17 protein-coding genes and 1 tRNA gene are annotated in these 15,812 nt (G+C 61.1%); 14 read left to right on the top strand and 4 right to left on the bottom strand.

What is annotated here, in order from left to right; genetic code table 11:
* The first annotated feature begins 1 nt into the window (after nt 1).
* A complete protein-coding gene (locus IHQ71_RS16665) occupies nt 2-832 on the top strand; it encodes a GGDEF domain-containing protein (RefSeq protein WP_258157576.1) in 831 nt (276 codons plus the stop codon).
* A gap of 28 nt (nt 833-860) precedes the next feature.
* Here IHQ71_RS16665 and IHQ71_RS16660 read toward each other — a convergent pair whose 3' ends face one another.
* Entirely contained in the window at nt 861-1,265 is a 405-nt protein-coding gene (locus IHQ71_RS16660; protein WP_258157575.1) for a MerR family DNA-binding protein, read from the bottom strand.
* A gap of 1,288 nt (nt 1,266-2,553) precedes the next feature.
* Between IHQ71_RS16660 and IHQ71_RS16655 the strand changes: the two genes are divergently transcribed.
* Entirely contained in the window at nt 2,554-2,757 is a 204-nt protein-coding gene (locus IHQ71_RS16655; protein ID WP_258157574.1) for a heavy-metal-associated domain-containing protein, read from the top strand.
* A 44-nt stretch (nt 2,758-2,801) separates the two neighbouring features.
* On the opposite strand, the gene IHQ71_RS16650 is transcribed toward IHQ71_RS16655, so the two are convergent.
* Nucleotides 2,802-3,329, bottom strand: coding sequence for a hypothetical protein (locus tag IHQ71_RS16650; protein WP_258157573.1), 528 nt, complete (start codon nt 3,327-3,329; stop codon nt 2,802-2,804).
* A gap of 62 nt (nt 3,330-3,391) precedes the next feature.
* Here IHQ71_RS16650 and IHQ71_RS16645 point away from each other — a divergent pair, with 62 nt between their 5' ends.
* The 7 genes from IHQ71_RS16645 (at nt 3,392) to dmeF (ending at nt 9,940) form a co-directional block, all read left to right on the top strand.
* Nucleotides 3,392-3,928 carry a Crp/Fnr family transcriptional regulator gene (locus tag IHQ71_RS16645; RefSeq protein ID WP_258157572.1) on the top strand — a complete coding sequence of 179 codons (537 nt, stop codon included), beginning with the start codon at nt 3,392-3,394 and terminating at the stop codon, nt 3,926-3,928.
* Nucleotides 3,929-4,040: 112 nt separating this feature from the next.
* Complete coding sequence (locus IHQ71_RS16640) at nt 4,041-6,518, top strand: heavy metal translocating P-type ATPase (RefSeq protein ID WP_258157571.1); 2,478 nt, start codon at nt 4,041-4,043, stop codon at nt 6,516-6,518.
* A gap of 53 nt (nt 6,519-6,571) precedes the next feature.
* Nucleotides 6,572-7,021, top strand: coding sequence for a Cu(I)-responsive transcriptional regulator (gene cueR, locus IHQ71_RS16635; protein ID WP_258157570.1), 450 nt, complete (start codon nt 6,572-6,574; stop codon nt 7,019-7,021).
* A 66-nt stretch (nt 7,022-7,087) separates the two neighbouring features.
* Nucleotides 7,088-8,362 carry an adenylate/guanylate cyclase domain-containing protein gene (locus IHQ71_RS16630; protein ID WP_258157569.1) on the top strand — a complete coding sequence of 425 codons (1,275 nt, stop codon included), beginning with the start codon at nt 7,088-7,090 and terminating at the stop codon, nt 8,360-8,362.
* 168 nt (nt 8,363-8,530) lie between these two features.
* Nucleotides 8,531-8,606 (top strand) — tRNA-Thr (locus tag IHQ71_RS16625).
* Between the two features lie 84 nt (nt 8,607-8,690).
* The gene (locus tag IHQ71_RS16620; protein ID WP_258157568.1) at nt 8,691-8,969 is read left to right on the top strand and encodes a metal/formaldehyde-sensitive transcriptional repressor; all 279 of its coding nucleotides are present in this window, start codon (nt 8,691-8,693) and stop codon (nt 8,967-8,969) included.
* Nucleotides 8,966-9,940, top strand: coding sequence for a CDF family Co(II)/Ni(II) efflux transporter DmeF (gene dmeF / locus IHQ71_RS16615; RefSeq protein ID WP_258157567.1), 975 nt, complete (start codon nt 8,966-8,968; stop codon nt 9,938-9,940). The genes IHQ71_RS16620 and dmeF overlap by 4 nt, the downstream gene beginning before the upstream one ends.
* 77 nt (nt 9,941-10,017) lie before the next feature.
* Here dmeF and IHQ71_RS16610 read toward each other — a convergent pair whose 3' ends face one another.
* Nucleotides 10,018-10,566, bottom strand: a complete 549-nt coding sequence (locus tag IHQ71_RS16610) for a cytochrome c (RefSeq protein WP_258157566.1) — start codon at nt 10,564-10,566, stop codon at nt 10,018-10,020.
* A 132-nt stretch (nt 10,567-10,698) separates the two neighbouring features.
* Nucleotides 10,699-11,151: a DUF305 domain-containing protein gene (locus tag IHQ71_RS16605; protein WP_258157565.1), complete on the bottom strand. Its 453-nt coding sequence runs from the start codon at nt 11,149-11,151 to the stop codon at nt 10,699-10,701.
* A gap of 441 nt (nt 11,152-11,592) precedes the next feature.
* On the opposite strand from IHQ71_RS16605, the gene IHQ71_RS16600 reads away from it, so the two are divergent.
* From IHQ71_RS16600 to IHQ71_RS16580, 5 genes are all read left to right on the top strand, one after another.
* Nucleotides 11,593-12,072, top strand: coding sequence for a cytochrome b (locus IHQ71_RS16600; protein WP_258157564.1), 480 nt, complete (start codon nt 11,593-11,595; stop codon nt 12,070-12,072).
* Nucleotides 12,073-12,270: 198 nt separating this feature from the next.
* On the top strand, nt 12,271-12,663 hold the full coding sequence (locus tag IHQ71_RS16595; RefSeq protein ID WP_258157563.1) for a hypothetical protein: 393 nt from the start codon (nt 12,271-12,273) through the stop codon (nt 12,661-12,663).
* An 84-nt stretch (nt 12,664-12,747) separates the two neighbouring features.
* Nucleotides 12,748-12,978, top strand: a complete 231-nt coding sequence (locus tag IHQ71_RS16590; protein ID WP_258157562.1) for a hypothetical protein — start codon at nt 12,748-12,750, stop codon at nt 12,976-12,978.
* On the top strand, nt 12,975-14,426 hold the full coding sequence (locus IHQ71_RS16585; protein WP_258157561.1) for a TolC family protein: 1,452 nt from the start codon (nt 12,975-12,977) through the stop codon (nt 14,424-14,426). The genes IHQ71_RS16590 and IHQ71_RS16585 overlap by 4 nt, the downstream gene beginning before the upstream one ends.
* 12 nt (nt 14,427-14,438) lie before the next feature.
* The gene (locus tag IHQ71_RS16580) at nt 14,439-15,806 is read left to right on the top strand and encodes a multicopper oxidase family protein (protein WP_258157560.1); all 1,368 of its coding nucleotides are present in this window, start codon (nt 14,439-14,441) and stop codon (nt 15,804-15,806) included.
* Nucleotides 15,807-15,812: the final 6 nt, after the last annotated feature.

The raw sequence follows: 15,812 nt of genomic DNA, 5'->3' as shown, positions 1-15,812 counted from the left end.
TATGGTCGCCCAAATCAAGCAATGGATCATCACGAGAATTGCGGTCGGCGCATTCTCCAAGCGTCGTGATGTGCTGCGTTTTGCGCTGGTGCGGTCATTCTGGACGACGATTGCCGCGGTCGGGCTGAACTTCGGCGTCTATCAGCTGTTCGGCCGGCTTGGCTTTCTCCATGTCACGCTGCCGCCGGATCCTTGGGCCGACACGGTTGTGACCGCTTTCGTCGCCGGGCCGATCTGTTTTCTCGCCTACTATCTCATCGGCAACGCGATCCGTGATCTCGCAGTGTCACGCAATGCCTTCGAGCGGCTTTCGCGAACTGATCCGCTGACCGGATTGATGAACCGGCGCGCCTTCGTCGATGTCATCTCGGCGCTGAACGCCCCCTATGTCGTGGCGATCCTCGATATCGACCGGTTCAAGGCGATCAACGATACCTATGGCCATGCAGCAGGCGATGCGGTGCTGGTCGAAGTCGCCAGGGAGTTGCGGCGTGTACTCGGCCGCGAAGCAGCCGTCGCGCGTCTCGGCGGAGAGGAGTTCGGCGTCATTCTTCGCGACCGCGCAAAGGACGAAACCATGGTCGTCATGGACCTGGTCCGCGCCGCCCTTGCCACCCGCACATTCGACGTGGATGGTTCCGAAATATCGGTGACCTTCTCTGCCGGCGTATCACGCGGAGACGGCAAAACCGGATATTCGATCCTGCTCACCCATGCGGACAAGGCACTCTATTTTGCCAAAGCATCCGGCAGGAATCGCGTCGTTCACAGCGACGATATTCTGGCTTTCGTTTCCAGCGCCGAAGATGCTTCAGGAAAGATCGCCGTTTAGCTCTCCAAAAAACGCCGAAATCGTTATTTCAGTGCTCGAACGCCGTGAGGATCGGGCAGGGGCCTTCGTGAGTGTGGCTGCAATGATGAGCAAGCCGTTTCAACGAAGTGCGCGCGGCTTCCAATTCGGCGATCTTCGCATCAAGCGCGGTGATCCGTTCGTTGGCGATCTCCAATGCCCGTGCGCGATCGTCCGTGGCGTCGAGCGTGATCAGTTCGGAAATCTCTTCCAGCGTGAAACCTGCCGCCTGCGCCGAACGGATGAAGCGGAGTTTTCGCACATCCTCGTCGCCGTAGCGGCGTACGCCGCCGCCGAGGCCATATGTATTTGCCCGTTCAGGCGTGTCGAGTAGTCCTCGGCGCTGGTAATATCTGACCGTTTCGACGCCCACGCCGCCTTCGCGTGCGAGCCCTGCGATTGTCGTCGATTTCATCCCTTGACTCCGTACTATGGTACGGAACCTATATGAGGTGTATCCGGTAAGGACACAATAGGGATGTCAGGCACAATCCGAAATCCACATACACAAATCCAAACGTCCATATTACAGATCGATTTTCCATATTCACAAATGCGAAGTCCAGCGATTGCGTGGCGGGATGTGCGACTAATGGCGACGAGAACGTGGGGGATTCGACATTGCCGGGAACAATCGTGATGCCAGACGAACTTACATTGTTGCTTGCTTGCGATCTGAGAAGCCTGCTGGATTGAGAACGAAGACGTTTCTGGCCGACCGTTCACTCTTCAGTTCGGATATAGAGCGCGACGTCGCCAAAGCCCGAAGCGATCCTGCCCTAAAGAGGCTTGCCAAAGAAATCGGGGTCCTTCCCCACGAGCTTGCGACGTCTGTGGCCAATGTTGAACACCTCCGGAGACCAAACTTGGCGAGAGAATTCGCGGACCTTTTTGAGAACACTGGTGCAACTACCGGACGGTATCCGTTCCAGACGACGCTACACTTTCTGATCCGCATGTTTTCAACGGCCGTGGTACCTCCTTGGGGCGACATTTTCGAGGCAATCTTGGATCGTAAGCTTCGTTATAAATGGATGCCGCCAGGTTACGCTTACACCCATCGCATTAGCGTTCAAAACGTTGCCGAGCTCGCTGACATCCTTGCCAACTCGAAGGTCGAAGGAGTGTCAAACATAATTCTATCGACCGCCGAGGTGTCCGAAGTCCTCGGGCAACGGCCAAAGCTCGTAAATAAGTTAATTAGCGCAAAATTGCTCACACGTCTCCCAACTTTGGGAAATCTCCAATCGTTTCGACGTACGTTTATAAGTCGGTTTGAACTTTCCCATCGCCTCGAAGGAGGCATTAGCTATTCAACGAAGGTTGGAAACTGCTTGCCTCATCCACACACGGATTTTCAATACTACTGGCGCGAGGAAATCGAAGCCGCATTCGGCAGCGGGTTGCGTTCTCTTATCTAAATTTGGGCTTGCGGAGTCGATCAGGAACACCAGCATCGTCGGCAATGTGCAATTGGGGACTGGATACAAATATAAGCTGTCATAGACGACGTCCTGACATGAAGCCGCATGAGGATCGGCGGGACGATCAACTTCGAGCGCATGATGAAGGGCTCAAGTTGACACCGGTGCCGAAGGACATGCACTAGCCGTCGCTCGACCGTTGTTTTTCGTGGACCCCTTGACCTTGCCAGTATTGGAAGCCCCATATCCCGTCATGTCCCAACGACAGGAGAATTGACCATGTATGAATTCGACATTCCGGATATGAGCTGCGGGCACTGCGCGGGAACCGTCACCAAGGCAATCAAGTCGATCGACCCAGCCGCAGTCGCCAATGTTGACCTCAACGCGCGCAAGGCCACCGTGGAAACCACGGCCGATCCGAGCGCGATCGGCTCAGCGCTCGACGAGGCCGGGTATCCGGCCACTTACAAAGCCGCCTGACCTGCGCAGCCCGGTTTCCATCCGTGGAGCCGGGCTGTTGCTCTTCACCTATAACCTCTAAGCGCGTTATACTGATCGACCTGGTCATCCTCGAGAATGCCGACCACCGCGAGGTGAGCGCGCAGATGGGCGATCCGAAGCTCCGCCCTCGTCACCTCGATCTCCTTCACCCGGTGGTTCAGTTCCTTTTCGGCGATTTCACCGCCTCGGAACCTCGCTTCAAGCTCCCCCTCCTGGGCCACAAACTGTTTTCCCAACGCCACTGCCTCCTGCCGCATCTGGTCGCGCACTTGGCGCACCTTCGCCGTCTGGTCCGAGGACAATCCGAGATCGCCCGCCATGTCGAGGACGTGGGTCGGCCCGGGCATTCCGTTCAGCTCGGCCGCCTTGGCAAATCCCCATCCGCCGCCGCGAAGCAGTTCCTCTATGTCCTCCCGCGAAAACGCCTTGATGTCGCGGGTCTGCTCTCCGGCATAGGGCGACTTATGGCCGTGATTGTGATGGTTGTCGGCTGCAGGAGCAGGGTGGGCGGCAAGCGTTGCCGCCGCGAGTATAATCGTAGCGTATCTCATGGCTTCTCCTTCATGCCCTGCGATCTTGAACCCCCAGGCGATTCCATGACATGATAGCTGTCATGTCGCTCGAACTCTTTGAATGTCTCCGGCCCTTTCCTCGCGCGAGCCGGTCCTCCGCTGCAGGAGCTTTCCTGTTCCACCGGAACGATGCCGTCGAGACGCTTCATGTCGTGCGCGCGGGAACGATCCGGTTGGTCCGGTACCAGCCCGACGGACAGACCGCTGTCCTCCAGCGGGCTGCGGCGGGTGACATCCTGGCAGAGGCCTCGGTATTCTCGCCGAGCTACCATTGTGATGGTATCGCGATGACGGACGCGGAGACCGAAGCCTATGCGGTCGTCGATATCCAACGTCTCCTCGACACCGACGTCCGGTTCTGCCGTGCGTGGGCTTTGGCGATGTCGCATCAGCTTCAGGCAGCGAGGAGGCGCGCCGAACTGGTTTCGCTCCGCACGGTCGCCGAACGGCTCGACGCGTGGCTCACCTGGCATGAACGCGTAATGCCCGTCAAAGGGGATTGGAAGGGCGTGGCCGAGGAGATCGGAGTGTCGCCCGAGGCGTTCTATCGAGAACTTGCTGCTCGCCGGAAACGATGATGCTTCCAAACTCAAGTGCGCGGGGAGGGGAAAACTTTTCTTGAAGCGGCGCTTGACCTTACCATTGTTGGAAGGATTATCTATCTATGCAGTTAGTGAAAGGGACTATCCCATGACTGCACTCAAGAAGATTGAAGAACGAGGTTTCGACACCTCCTGGGCCGAATTCGGCATCGACGGCATGACCTGTGCGTCCTGCGTCGGCCGTGTTGAGAAGGCGATTGCCGCCGTTCCCGGCGTACAGGCCGCCAATGTGAACCTCGCAACGGAGCGTGCCTCTGTCAGCTTCAGCGACCCGGCCGTCGCAGACGCGGTAATTCAGGCGATCTCGAAGGCGGGCTACGAGCCAAGGATCGAGACGGGCGAACTTCGGATCGAAGGCATGACCTGCGCATCCTGCGTTCGCCGTGTCGAGAAGGCGCTCGCGGCTGTTCCCGGCGTGCTCGAAGCCTCCGTCAACCTCGCGACCGAGAAGGCCACCGTCCGTTTCGCCGGAGGCGATATCGCCGCGCTCGAAGGCGCGGTCCGCAAGGCCGGATACGAGGTCATCCATCCGCGCGAGGAGACGGGGGCGACGACCGAGCCTGACCGCAAGGCCCAGGAGCTCAAGAAGCTCGCTATGGCGTTGGCACTTGCCGCCGTGTTCACGTTGCCGCTCTTCGTTCTCGAGATGGGCTCGCACTTCGTCCCGGCCATTCATGTCTGGGTGATGGAGAACATCGGGATGGAGGAGAACCGCTACCTCCAGTTCGCGCTCGCCTCGCTCGTCCTTTTCGGGCCCGGCCTGCGCTTCTTCCAGAAGGGCGTGCCGAACCTGTTGCGCTGGACACCGGACATGAATTCGCTCGTCGTGCTCGGCACCTCGGCGGCGTGGGGATATTCGGTGATCGCGACCTTTTCCCCGGGCCTGCTGCCGGAGGGAACCGAGAACGTCTATTACGAGGCGGCTGCCGTCATCGTGACGCTGATCCTGCTCGGCCGTTTCCTCGAGGCACGCGCCAAGGGCAAGACCAGCCAGGCGATCAAGCACCTCATCGGTCTGCAGCCCAAGACAGCCTTCGTCGAGCGGAACGGCGAATTCGTCGAAGTCCCGGTCGCCGACGTGCGCCGTAACGACGTCGTACGCATCAGGCCGGGCGAGAAGGTTCCGGTCGATGGCACCGTCGTCGAGGGCGTCTCCTATGTCGATGAATCCATGATCACGGGCGAACCGGTTCCCGTGAGGAAGGCGGTCAGCTCGGAGGTCGTCGGCGGCACGATCAACAAGACAGGCTCGTTCACCTTCCGGGCGACCAAGATCGGCGGCGACACGCTGCTCGCCCAGATCATCCGCATGGTCGAGGCGGCGCAAGGGTCGAAGCTTCCGATCCAGGCGCTGGTCGACAAGGTGACGGGCTGGTTCGTCCCGGCCGTCATCGCGGCCGCCTCCGTCACCTTCCTCGTCTGGCTCGCCCTCGGTCCTGACCACGCGCTGACCTATGCGCTCGTAAACGCCGTCGCCGTCCTGATCATCGCCTGCCCTTGCGCCATGGGTCTCGCAACCCCAACCTCGATCATGGTCGGCACGGGGCGCGCGGCCGAGTTCGGCATCCTGTTCCGCAAGGGCGAGGCGCTGCAAAGCCTGCGCGACGTAGACGTCGTGGCGCTGGACAAGACGGGCACCCTCACCAAAGGCAGGCCGGAACTCACCGACTTCGACGTCGCGGAAGGTTTCGCCAAGATCGAGGTCCTGCGTCTGGTCGCCAGCGTCGAAGTCCTTTCCGAACACCCGATCGCCGAGGCAATTGTCGCCGGAGCGAAGGATATCGGAGTATCTCCGGTCGCCGTCTCGGACTTTGAAGCCCTGCCTGGCTTTGGCGTGAGCGGGGTTGTCGAAGGGCGGAAGGTCCTGGTCGGCGCCGATCGTGCGATGACCGCGTCCGGCATCGATGTCTCAGGCTTCGCGGAGCGCGCGGAAACGCTCGGCGGCCTCGGCCGCTCGCCGCTCTACGCGGCAGTCGATGGCAAGCTCGCCGCGGTGATCGCGGTCGCCGACCCTATCAAGGACTCGACACCGGTGGCGATCGCCGCACTTCATGCGCTCGGCCTGAAAGTGGCGATGATCACCGGCGACAACGGCCACACCGCCCGTGCGGTCGCAGGTCAGCTCGGGATCGACGAAGTCATCGCCGAGGTCCTGCCCGATGGAAAGGTGGACGCCGTCAAGCGGCTGCGTGAGGGCGGCAGGACCGTCGCCTTCATCGGCGACGGCATCAACGACGCTCCGGCGTTGACCGAGGCAGATGTCGGGCTTGCCGTCGGAACGGGCACGGATATCGCCATCGAGAGTGCGGACGTGGTCCTGATGTCGGGCGAGTTGACCGGGGTGTCGCGCGCCATCGCGCTCAGCCAGGCCACGATCCGGAACATCAAGCAGAACCTGTTCTGGGCCTTCGCCTACAACGTGATCCTGATCCCAGTCGCGGCGGGCGCCCTCTATCCGGTGAACGGCACGCTGCTCTCTCCGGTGCTGGCCGCGGCCGCCATGGGCATGTCGAGCGTTTTCGTGCTCGCCAACGCCCTCAGGCTCCGGAGCTTCCGCCCGCAGTGAAACCATCGACGCGCGCCAATCAGCGCGCGTCCCCATCACGCAAGGAGACGATCATGAACATTGGTGACGCAAGCAAGGCGAGTGGGGTCTCGTCAAAGATGATCCGGTACTACGAGCAGATCGGGCTCATCAAGCCCGCCCATCGAACGGACTCCAGCTACCGCACTTATACCGACAACGAAATCCACACGCTTCGTTTCATCCGCCGAGCACGGGACCTCGGCTTCACCGTCGAACAGATGAAGACGTTGCTCGCGCTCTGGCGGGACCGCTCGCGGGCCAGCGCCGACGTCAAGGCCATCGCCATCGAACAGATCGCGGAACTCGAAAGGAAAGCGGCGGCGATCGCAGAGATGACCAAGACGCTCAAGCACCTCGCCAACAATTGCCACGGCGACCACCGACCCGACTGCCCCATCATCGAAGGTTTCGCCGAAGGAAAAGGCAAGATCGATACCACCCCCGCCAAGGATGGCCGGAAGTTCGGAGTAGCCGCCGTTTGAGGTCTATCGACCGAGGCGGCCTAGGTAGGCGCGGTCAAGCGCCAAGAGAACTAAGAAGGAAATCGCATGTCAATCCATTCGACAGATGCCGATGTCGTGCGCCTTCCAAATTCCGCGCCCGCGCCCAACTCAGCGAACCCTGTCCGCCTGAGGGTGATCGGCAGCGAACTCCTCCGCCTCGTTGCCGTGGCGGTGCTCATGGGCAACTTCGTACTTGGCAGCTATACCCGAACGCCGACCCACACCATCCTCATTATCGTATATCTTGTCTTCACTCTGGTTTCGCTGTTCCTCACCGTCCGGCGACCCGATATCTCCTGGCGGCTGCCCTTATTCGTGCTCGTCGACGCGATCGCGGTCCTTATCATGCTCTATATGCATGCGGCGCAGGGTCCGTTCGATCATAGCCACGCGCTCACTCCGGCGGGTCTCGTCGTCGCGTTCATCCTGCTCAACAACGCGGCACTCTCGTCGAACACGAAACTTGTGGCGTGGTTTTCCGGCATCGTGTTCGCGGGCTGGCTCGCGGTCCTCGTGGTCGCCGGAGCCAGCTCCGGGCTTGTTCTTGCCGAAGCTCTCCTGGACCCGGACTTCCACCGGGAACTCGGCCTGGCCTTGAGTTTCGGCGCCGCGGCCTTGGCGGTTTACGTGATCGTGCGCGAAACCGCGGACACGCGCGACAAGGCCGCGATCGCCCAGCGAGGAAGGAGCAACCTCGCCAGGTTCTTCTCCCCAACAGTGGTCGAGCAACTCGCCGACGGTGACGACATGCGACTCGAGCGGCGGCGGATCGCGGTCATGTTCGTCGATCTCAGGGGATTCACCAGCTTCGCCGAATCCGCCTCCTCGGAGCAGATGCGGCACATGCTGTCCGAGTTCCGGGACATCGTCTCCGATGTCGTGGTACGGCATGGCGGCGCGGTGGACAAATATCTTGGCGACGGGGTCATGGCTGTGTTCGGACATCCCGCGCCGCGCGAGGACGACGCCGATCGGGCTCTCGCATGCGCGCTGGAACTGGTCCAGGCGCTCGAACAGTGGCGCGAGCGCGAAGGCGCGGCCGGCCGACCCGCGCTGAAGGCAGGAATAGGGCTCCATGCCGGAACCGCCTTGGCGGGCGTCCTGGAGGCCGGATGCCACAGCGAGTACACGGTGCTCGGCGACGTCGTGAACGTCGCGCAAAGGCTTCAGGCGGTCTCGAAGTCCGTCGGCGCGACACTGGTCGTATCCGCCGAGCTGAGGCACGCGACACATTCGCCCGGACTCGTGGCGAGCTGGCGTGAAGCAAAACAGGTCGACATACCGGGCCGGAAGCTTCCGCTGGACATCGCCTATGTCTGAAGTCATAGGCGCGCCGACGGAATTCAAGACCGACGTGAATACGATGTCCAAGACGGTCGCCACAACCGAAAAAGTGCAGGCGGCGCTCGGCTCCCACTGGTCCCGGAGTAACCTTAACTTCGGGAAACGCTTGCGCCGCGTTCGTTGTGGAGCGATATCGAGTTCAACGGCCCTCGTAGCTTAACTTCAGAGCAGCTGCTTCGTTCGCAGCCGATCCGGGTTCGACTCCCAGGCAGGGCCTCCATTATCCCTTCGATTGCGTTTCGGCACTATTCAGGTTCCAGGGCCGCCTTGAAATTGCCTCACGAATAGGGTAGCCCCCTATCTTATGACGCACACGATCAAACACCAAGCTAAATTGCTCGCGCGAGTTCGGCGACTGAAAGGTCAGATGGAAGCCATCGAACGTATGCTCGAGGCGGAAGCGCCCTGTGGCGAGGTACTGAACCTCGTGGCGTCGGTCCGCGGCGCTGTGTCAGGCCTGACGTCCGAACTCATCGAGGACCACATCCGCGAACACCTGGCCAACCCCGACAAGGACACCGATCCCGCACGCGCCAAGGGAGCGTCCGATCTCATCGACGCCGTAAGGACGTACTTCAAATGACCAGCGATCCGAGCCCCACCTCTACGGGCAACCGCCACGATCACGTCTTCCTTGGTAAGGACCATGACCGCAATGCCAGACGCACTTGGCTGGTGATAGGCATCACGACGACCATGATGATCGTGGAGATCGTCGCCGGGAATGTCTTCGGCTCGATGGCGCTGACGGCGGACGGCTGGCACATGTCGACGCACGCCGCAGCGTTGCTGGTTGCCGCTCTCGCCTACGCCTTCGCGCGGAAGCACAGCCGTAATTCCCGCTTCACGTTCGGCACTGGAAAAATCGGCGACCTCGCGGCCTTCGCCAGCGCGGTCCTGCTCGCTCTCATCGCCCTGATCATCGGATGGGAGAGCTTCCTCCGATTCAGCTCTCCGGTGTCGATCGATTTTCGGGAAGCCACCTTCGTCGCAGTCGTCGGGTTAGCGGTGAACCTGCTTTGCGCCTGGCTCCTGCGGGATAACCATTCGCACCATCACTCTCACGCCAAGCACCATCATAGCCACGATAGCCATCACGGGCATCACCACGCTCATGACCATGACGTCAGGGACCAGAATCTCCGGGCGGCGTATCTCCATGTCCTCGCCGACGCCCTTACTTCCGTGTTGGCGATCGTTGCCCTTCTCGTCGGTAGCCTGTACGGATGGCTGTGGCTCGACCCGGCGATCGGCATCGTCGGCGCGCTCGTGATCGCGCGCTGGTCGTGGGGCCTCATCAAAGAGGCTGGCGGAGTCCTTCTGGACTATGTTCCAGCGGACGAGGACCTTCCAACGGAAATCCGAGAGATCATCGAGAAGGACGGTAACGAGATCACCGACCTCCATGTATGGCGGCTTGGACCCGGTCACCATGGCGCCATCGTGTCCGTGCTAGCTGACGAACCTCGCCCGCCGTCGTACTATCGGCGTGAACTGATGGCGATCCACGACCTTTCACATGTGACGGTCGAGGTGGAGCCGCGCGCGGCCTGACATCGGCGGTGCGGCCCGCAATCGCCCGCGCGTCTGGCTTCGGTCGCTGTGGCAGCCATGTTCGACCCGCCGTTACGTCACTTGCGCTTGATCCGGAACGCCGCGTGGCATGACGTGCAGGTCTGCAGCATCATATGGAAGGCGTGCTCTGAACTGTAAGCGTCCACGTCGGGCGCTTTGTCCTTTCGCTTTGCGAAGGGGCCGCCATCGATCGCCTCAGAGGCTTTCATGCGCATGGACTGAGGCATGGCCCCACCTTCCTCCGCCGAGTCCCTGAGGCGGTTCGCATAGACTTCCATCTGGCGAGCAAGTTCAGCGAACTTGTCCCGATCCGTCTCGATCTCCGGCTTTGCGTCCGAGCCGGCCGCCGAGGTCGTGGTCGCGAACCGCGCCACGAGATGCTCTCCGGCGCGAATGGAAATCACGTCGACGTTGCGTCTGAACTCGGAGGCTTGGTACGGTCTCTTGCCGGAGAAGAACTCGCTTATGGCTTTCGCCGCCGCGCTGATCTCCTTCATGTCCGCCTGCCGCGCCCTGACTGCGGGCGACACAGTTTCGGCCGCGACGACAAGCGCCGCGCCCGTCAACGCCGTGAACACCAGAAATGCGAACCCCGAAGTTTTCAAGCACAGTTCTCGTCAAGTCTGAAAGGGAAGGGGCTCTCGGCGTAACAAGTGCACCGAGTTGCCCATTGGGCCCGGCCGCTTGCGCGGCCGGGTTGTCTCCATGCTTATCATGGCATGGGCGACGACATCTGCCTACTTCGCGTTCGCTTCGACCCACTTGGCCATGTCTTCGATTTCCTTGACCTGAGCGTCGATGATTTTCTGCGCCATGGCCTTGGCCTCCTCGTTGTCGCCGAGCTTGAGCTCGGTCTTGGACATTTCGATGGCTCCCATGTGGTGGGCGATCATGCCGCATACGAAGGCGACATCGGCGTCGTCCTTCATCATGCCTCCCGTCATCAGCGGCATCGTCTTGTGCATGCCGTCCATCATCTCCCTCTGGAAATCGGTCATCTGCATGTCCATGCTCGAGGACTTCATCATCTTCTCGTGGTCCATGGCCATGTCGTGTGAGGACTTGCACTTCTCTGGGTAGGTGACTTCCTGGGCGCTCGCATACGAAGCTGCGGACGTTGCGAGGACGAAGGCGACTGATAGGGTTTTGAGCTGGCTGAACATCGTGTTCTCCATTGATCGAGTTATCATGTGGGTTTCTTTCAGGCGGCGCGTGTTCGAGGAGGGGGGTCGAGTCCCCTTATGATCAGGAGAGCGAGGTTCACTTCTGAAGTGATCGAAAAACTCGGAGGCAGGGGAGGCGGTGGAAGGCCGTCGTCTCGCACGACCGCTTGGACACAACACGCCGCCTTTTCGCAGCACGTCCCGGAGCAACCGTTCCGGTCGATATGGTGGTGCTCCGTGGCGATCTGAACCGGGGCATGCTCACCGGCGACGGCGCGTGACATCCCAAGGAAGTGCAGCGCGAACAGCGCGGCAGCCAGCAGGGTGAACAGCGATCTCGTGATCCGGTCGGTTGCCAAGTATTATCCTCCGTTGTTGTGAACATGCGAGAGCCAGTCAAGGTTCCCGGCCCGGAATATTAACCTCTTTCGGCGAGGGTGGGCGCTGTCTTCAAACACGTGGCATCAGATGCGGGACCGATATACCAACCTTCAGATCGCCCTTCATTGGGCCATCGTGCTCATGATACCCATCCAGTACCTTACAGGTGGGAGTATCGATCGGACGCACCACGCCGTGCATATGGGCATCGAACCGTCGGCCTGGGACATTCTCCAGCACAAGGTCCACAATTATTGCGGCATGGCGATCGGCGCTTTGATGGCATTACGCTTGATCGTCCGCCTCCGGAGCGAGCGCACGGCGTTTCCAAGTGACGTTATGGGTGTTGTCGCCCTCGCGCTCCACTGGGCTTTCTACGCCGCCATCATCTGTCAGGCTGCTCTCGGTCTTGTCGCGAGCTATCTCACGTTCCGCGTCGCGCCCTTGCACGTCGCGGGTGCCTGGATCATCCTCGGCATGGTCGCGTTGCACGTGGCGGCCGCCTTCTGGCACGCGCTCGTCAAACGGGACGATGTCCTGGAGCGGATGCTTCCCCGGAAGAACTAAATCTCTAAAAAATCGATGACGCCTGTTGACCTTGTCACGCTGTCAACGTTTAGCGTTCGCAAATCCTCGCCGGATCAGCTATGGGCAGGATCGCCTTTGTATTAACCGTGCACGGAAAGAGACGCATCGAGCCGCCCGCCAATATTCGGTCGAAATTGACAGGCTAACTGGGTGTGTTATCCAGAGGAAATGGGAAACGTGTTCCGAATCGCATTCGCTAAAATGCTGGTTCTGCTCCGCTTGGCGATCGTCGCATCGCTGGCTCTCTATACGTTGCCTAATGCCACCTTCGCGATGCACGGCGATGAAGCGTCGTCGGTTGCCGTGAGTCTGGATAATATCCAGGACGAACACGCCTCGATGGATGACTCCGATCATCACGACCACGGCATCACCAAGGATACAGCAAAGCACGACCAGAAGCAGGACAAGCAGAATTGCTGCAGCGATTTCTGCATCAGCCTCGCGATCATATCAGACGCACCCGATTTCGGCTCGCCGCGCAGCGATTCCGTTCGCGATTTCCTGAACGACAGCTCCGTCTTCGGCCAGCTCCAATCCCTGCACCGTCCCCCCAGTATCCGCGCATGAACGAACGCCGCTGAAGCGGCTCGATGGGCGTGATTCAGATTTTTCCTGAGTCCGCCCTGTTCAAACCCATGCTCGGATTCCAACATGAAACACCTGTTGTCGGTGGCCATCCTGCCGTTGATCCTCGGCGGATGCGCGTCCACCTATCCATCGGAGGTCACGGCCTCGAGGGCCCCTTCGGACCTTAGCGCCGAAGTCGTACCGTCCCACCACCACAATCCCGTCGCGGGCTACCAGCACCGCGATCCCGTCAATCCCAAGCCGTGGCGGAAGCTGAATGACGATGCCGCGTCCGAGGGGAGCGACGCGTCATGAGGGGACTGACAGTATCGGGGGCGCTCGCAGCCACGCTGTTTCTGACAGGCTGCACGACAAACGAATTCACAGCAAAGGACGCAGGATTTTCGGCCGCCCAGAGCAAAAGCGCTGTCCTTTCGAAAGAGACGGTCTGGATACAAAGCCGCGCCGAAGCGGAGCGCGTGGATGCGCAAGTCAAGGAGCTTCTTGCGCAGTCCAAGGCTGTTAATGCCGAGACGGCTGTCCAGATCGCGCTCCTCAACAACAAGGGCCTTCAGGCGGCTTACGCCGATCTCGGTGACGCGGGCGCCGATGTCTGGCAGTCAACGCTCCTCGTCAATCCGACGTTGGCGGTCGGCCTGACGGGCATCGGCACGCCGGGCCTTGAGGCATATCGCGCGATCGAGGGAACGCTCGCTGTCAACCTGCTGGCTCTCGCGACCCGTGATAGGACGATCAAAGTCGCCAAGGTCCGTTTCGACCAGGCGCAGCTCAACGCGGCGCTCAAGACACTGGAGCTGGCGGCGAACACCCGCAGGGCCTGGGTGAACGCCGTCGCCGCTTCCGAGACGGTCGCGCAACTCAACCAGGCTCAGGCGGCGGCCGACGCTGCGTCCGAGCTTGCCAAGAAGCTCGGCGAGAGCGGGGCCATGACCAAGGGCTCGCAGGCGCGGGAGCACGCCTTCTATGCCGAACTGTCGGGTCAGACCGCCCAGGCGCGGCTCGCCCAGCGCCTTGCGAAGGAGGAGCTGACGCGGCTCATGGGACTGTGGGGCGACGATGTCGCCTACAAGCTTCCCAACCGTCTGCCTCCGCTGCCCAAGAAGCTGATCACCGACAACGTCATCGAGGCGCAGGCGATCGCCAACCGGATCGACCTCCAGGTCGCCAAGCTGGAACTCGAGGCCAACGCCAAAGCATACGGGCTGACCGAGGCGACGCGCTTTGTCACCGATCTGGAGATCGTCTCGGGGTTCGAGACCGAGCGCGAGAAGGAAGACGGCAAGGTCAAGAAGGATACGAGCTATTCCAAGGAGTTGGAGTTCGTCATTCCGATCTTCGACAGCGGCAAGGCGCGAATGCGCAAGGCGGAGCTCGCCTATATGCGGGCGGCCAACCAACTCGCGGAGAAGGCGGTCAACGTCCGCTCGGAGTCGCGGTCGGCTTACGAGGCCTATCGATCAAGCTACGACATAGCCCGGCATTACCGCAACAGCCTCGTGCCCCTGAGGACCAAGATCGAGCAGGAATCGCTGCTCACCTACAATGGCATGATCACCAACACGTTCGAACTGCTGACCGACAGCCGGGACAAGATCAACGCCGTTCAGCTCTCCATCAACGCCAAGCGCGACTTCTGGCTCGCGGCGGCGAACCTGACTGCGGCCGTCTACGGCGGCGGCGCGGGTTCGGCCCCCACGGAAGCCGCGTCGACCGCACCGTCCGGCAACGCCGGCGGACACTAGAAAGGAACCGAGATGTTTTCGAGAAGACAAATACTGGGAGCCGGCGCTGCCATGGTCTCCAGTTCCGCATGGGCGGCGACCACCAACATGGGTCTGCCTGAAGCCGCGATCATGGAGAAGGCGAGCACGCAAGGGCCGCTCCACCCGCCGACCGGCCCGGACTACCAGCCCGTGGTTACGCTGAACGGCTGGACGCTGCCCTTCCGCATGAACAACGGGGTCAAGGAGTTCCACCTCGTCGCCGAACCCGTCGAGCGGGAGATGGCCGAAGGCATGACCGCCCATCTATGGGGTTACAACGGCCAGTCGCCGGGTCCCACCATCGAGGCGGTCGAGGGCGACCGGGTGCGTATCTTCGTGACCAACAAGCTGCCGGAGCACACCACCGTCCACTGGCACGGCATGATCCTGCCCTCGGGCATGGACGGTGTCGGTGGGCTCAGCCAGCCGCATATCCCCGTCGGCAAGACCTTCGTCTACGAGTTCGACCTCGTGAAGTCGGGCACGTTCATGTACCATCCGCATTCCGACGAGATGGTCCAGATGGCGATGGGGATGATGGGACTATTCGTCATCCATCCCAAGGACCCGAAGTTCATGCCCGTGGACCGGGACTTCGCCTTTCTGCTCAGTGCCTTCGACATCGAGCCCGGCTCATACGTCCCGCGCGTCATGGAAATGACCGACTTCAATCTCTGGACCTGGAACAGCCGGGTGTTTCCGGGGATCGATCCGCTCGTCGTCTCCAAGAACGACAAGGTTCGCGTCCGGGTCGGCAACCTCACCATGACCAACCACCCGATCCACATGCACGGCTACGACTTCGAGGTCACCTGCACCGACGGCGGCTGGGTGCGGCCGGAGGCGCGCTGGCCGGAAGTGTCGATCGACATCCCGGTCGGCGCGATGCGGGCCTACGAGTTCGACGCCAATTATCTCGGTGATTGGGCGATCCATTGCCACAAGTCGCATCACACGATGAACGCGATGGGACACGACGTCCCCACCTTCATCGGCGTCGACAAGCGCGAGGTGGCCAAGAAAATCCGCAAGCTCCAGCCGGAATACATGCCCATGGGCACCAAGGGCATGGCCGACATGGGCGAGATGGAAATGGAAATCCCGGAGAACACCGTCCCCATGATGACCGGGTGGGGTCCGCACGGTCCCATCGAGATGGGCGGCATGTTCTCCGTGGTGAAGGTCCGCGAAGGCATCTCTGCGGACGATTACAAGGACCCCGGCTGGTACGAGAACCCGCCCGGTACGCAGGCATGGGAATGGACGGGCGCTCTGCCCGAACCGACCAAGGCCGACGATGCGAAGACCAAGGTGACCCCCAAGGACACCACCAAACAATCCCACGAAAACCATCGGTGAAAGGAA

Source organism: Rhizobium sp. TH2 (genome assembly GCF_024707525.1).
GTDB lineage: Bacteria > Pseudomonadota > Alphaproteobacteria > Rhizobiales > Rhizobiaceae > Rhizobium_E.
The sequence above is the reverse complement of the archived record's forward strand: the minus strand, read 5'-3'. Positions and strand labels throughout refer to the sequence as shown.

Excerpts from the sequence above, each read along its gene's own strand:
- IHQ71_RS16585 (WP_258157561.1), top strand. The coding sequence starts at position 12,975 with ATGAGGGGACTGACAGTATCGGGGGCGCTCGCAGCCACGCTGTTTCTG.
- IHQ71_RS16650 (WP_258157573.1), bottom strand. The coding sequence starts at position 3,329 with ATGAGATACGCTACGATTATACTCGCGGCGGCAACGCTTGCCGCCCAC.
- IHQ71_RS16620 (WP_258157568.1), top strand. The coding sequence starts at position 8,691 with ATGACGCACACGATCAAACACCAAGCTAAATTGCTCGCGCGAGTTCGG.
- IHQ71_RS16645 (WP_258157572.1), top strand. The coding sequence starts at position 3,392 with ATGTCGCTCGAACTCTTTGAATGTCTCCGGCCCTTTCCTCGCGCGAGC.
- IHQ71_RS16655 (WP_258157574.1), top strand. The coding sequence starts at position 2,554 with ATGTATGAATTCGACATTCCGGATATGAGCTGCGGGCACTGCGCGGGA.
- IHQ71_RS16660 (WP_258157575.1), bottom strand. The coding sequence starts at position 1,265 with ATGAAATCGACGACAATCGCAGGGCTCGCACGCGAAGGCGGCGTGGGC.
- IHQ71_RS16590 (WP_258157562.1), top strand. The coding sequence starts at position 12,748 with ATGAAACACCTGTTGTCGGTGGCCATCCTGCCGTTGATCCTCGGCGGA.
- IHQ71_RS16580 (WP_258157560.1), top strand. The coding sequence starts at position 14,439 with ATGTTTTCGAGAAGACAAATACTGGGAGCCGGCGCTGCCATGGTCTCC.
- IHQ71_RS16605 (WP_258157565.1), bottom strand. The coding sequence starts at position 11,151 with ATGATAACTCGATCAATGGAGAACACGATGTTCAGCCAGCTCAAAACC.
- IHQ71_RS16600 (WP_258157564.1), top strand. The coding sequence starts at position 11,593 with ATGCGGGACCGATATACCAACCTTCAGATCGCCCTTCATTGGGCCATC.
- IHQ71_RS16640 (WP_258157571.1), top strand. The coding sequence starts at position 4,041 with ATGACTGCACTCAAGAAGATTGAAGAACGAGGTTTCGACACCTCCTGG.
- IHQ71_RS16665 (WP_258157576.1), top strand. The coding sequence starts at position 2 with ATGGTCGCCCAAATCAAGCAATGGATCATCACGAGAATTGCGGTCGGC.
- cueR (WP_258157570.1), top strand. The coding sequence starts at position 6,572 with ATGAACATTGGTGACGCAAGCAAGGCGAGTGGGGTCTCGTCAAAGATG.
- IHQ71_RS16630 (WP_258157569.1), top strand. The coding sequence starts at position 7,088 with ATGTCAATCCATTCGACAGATGCCGATGTCGTGCGCCTTCCAAATTCC.
- dmeF (WP_258157567.1), top strand. The coding sequence starts at position 8,966 with ATGACCAGCGATCCGAGCCCCACCTCTACGGGCAACCGCCACGATCAC.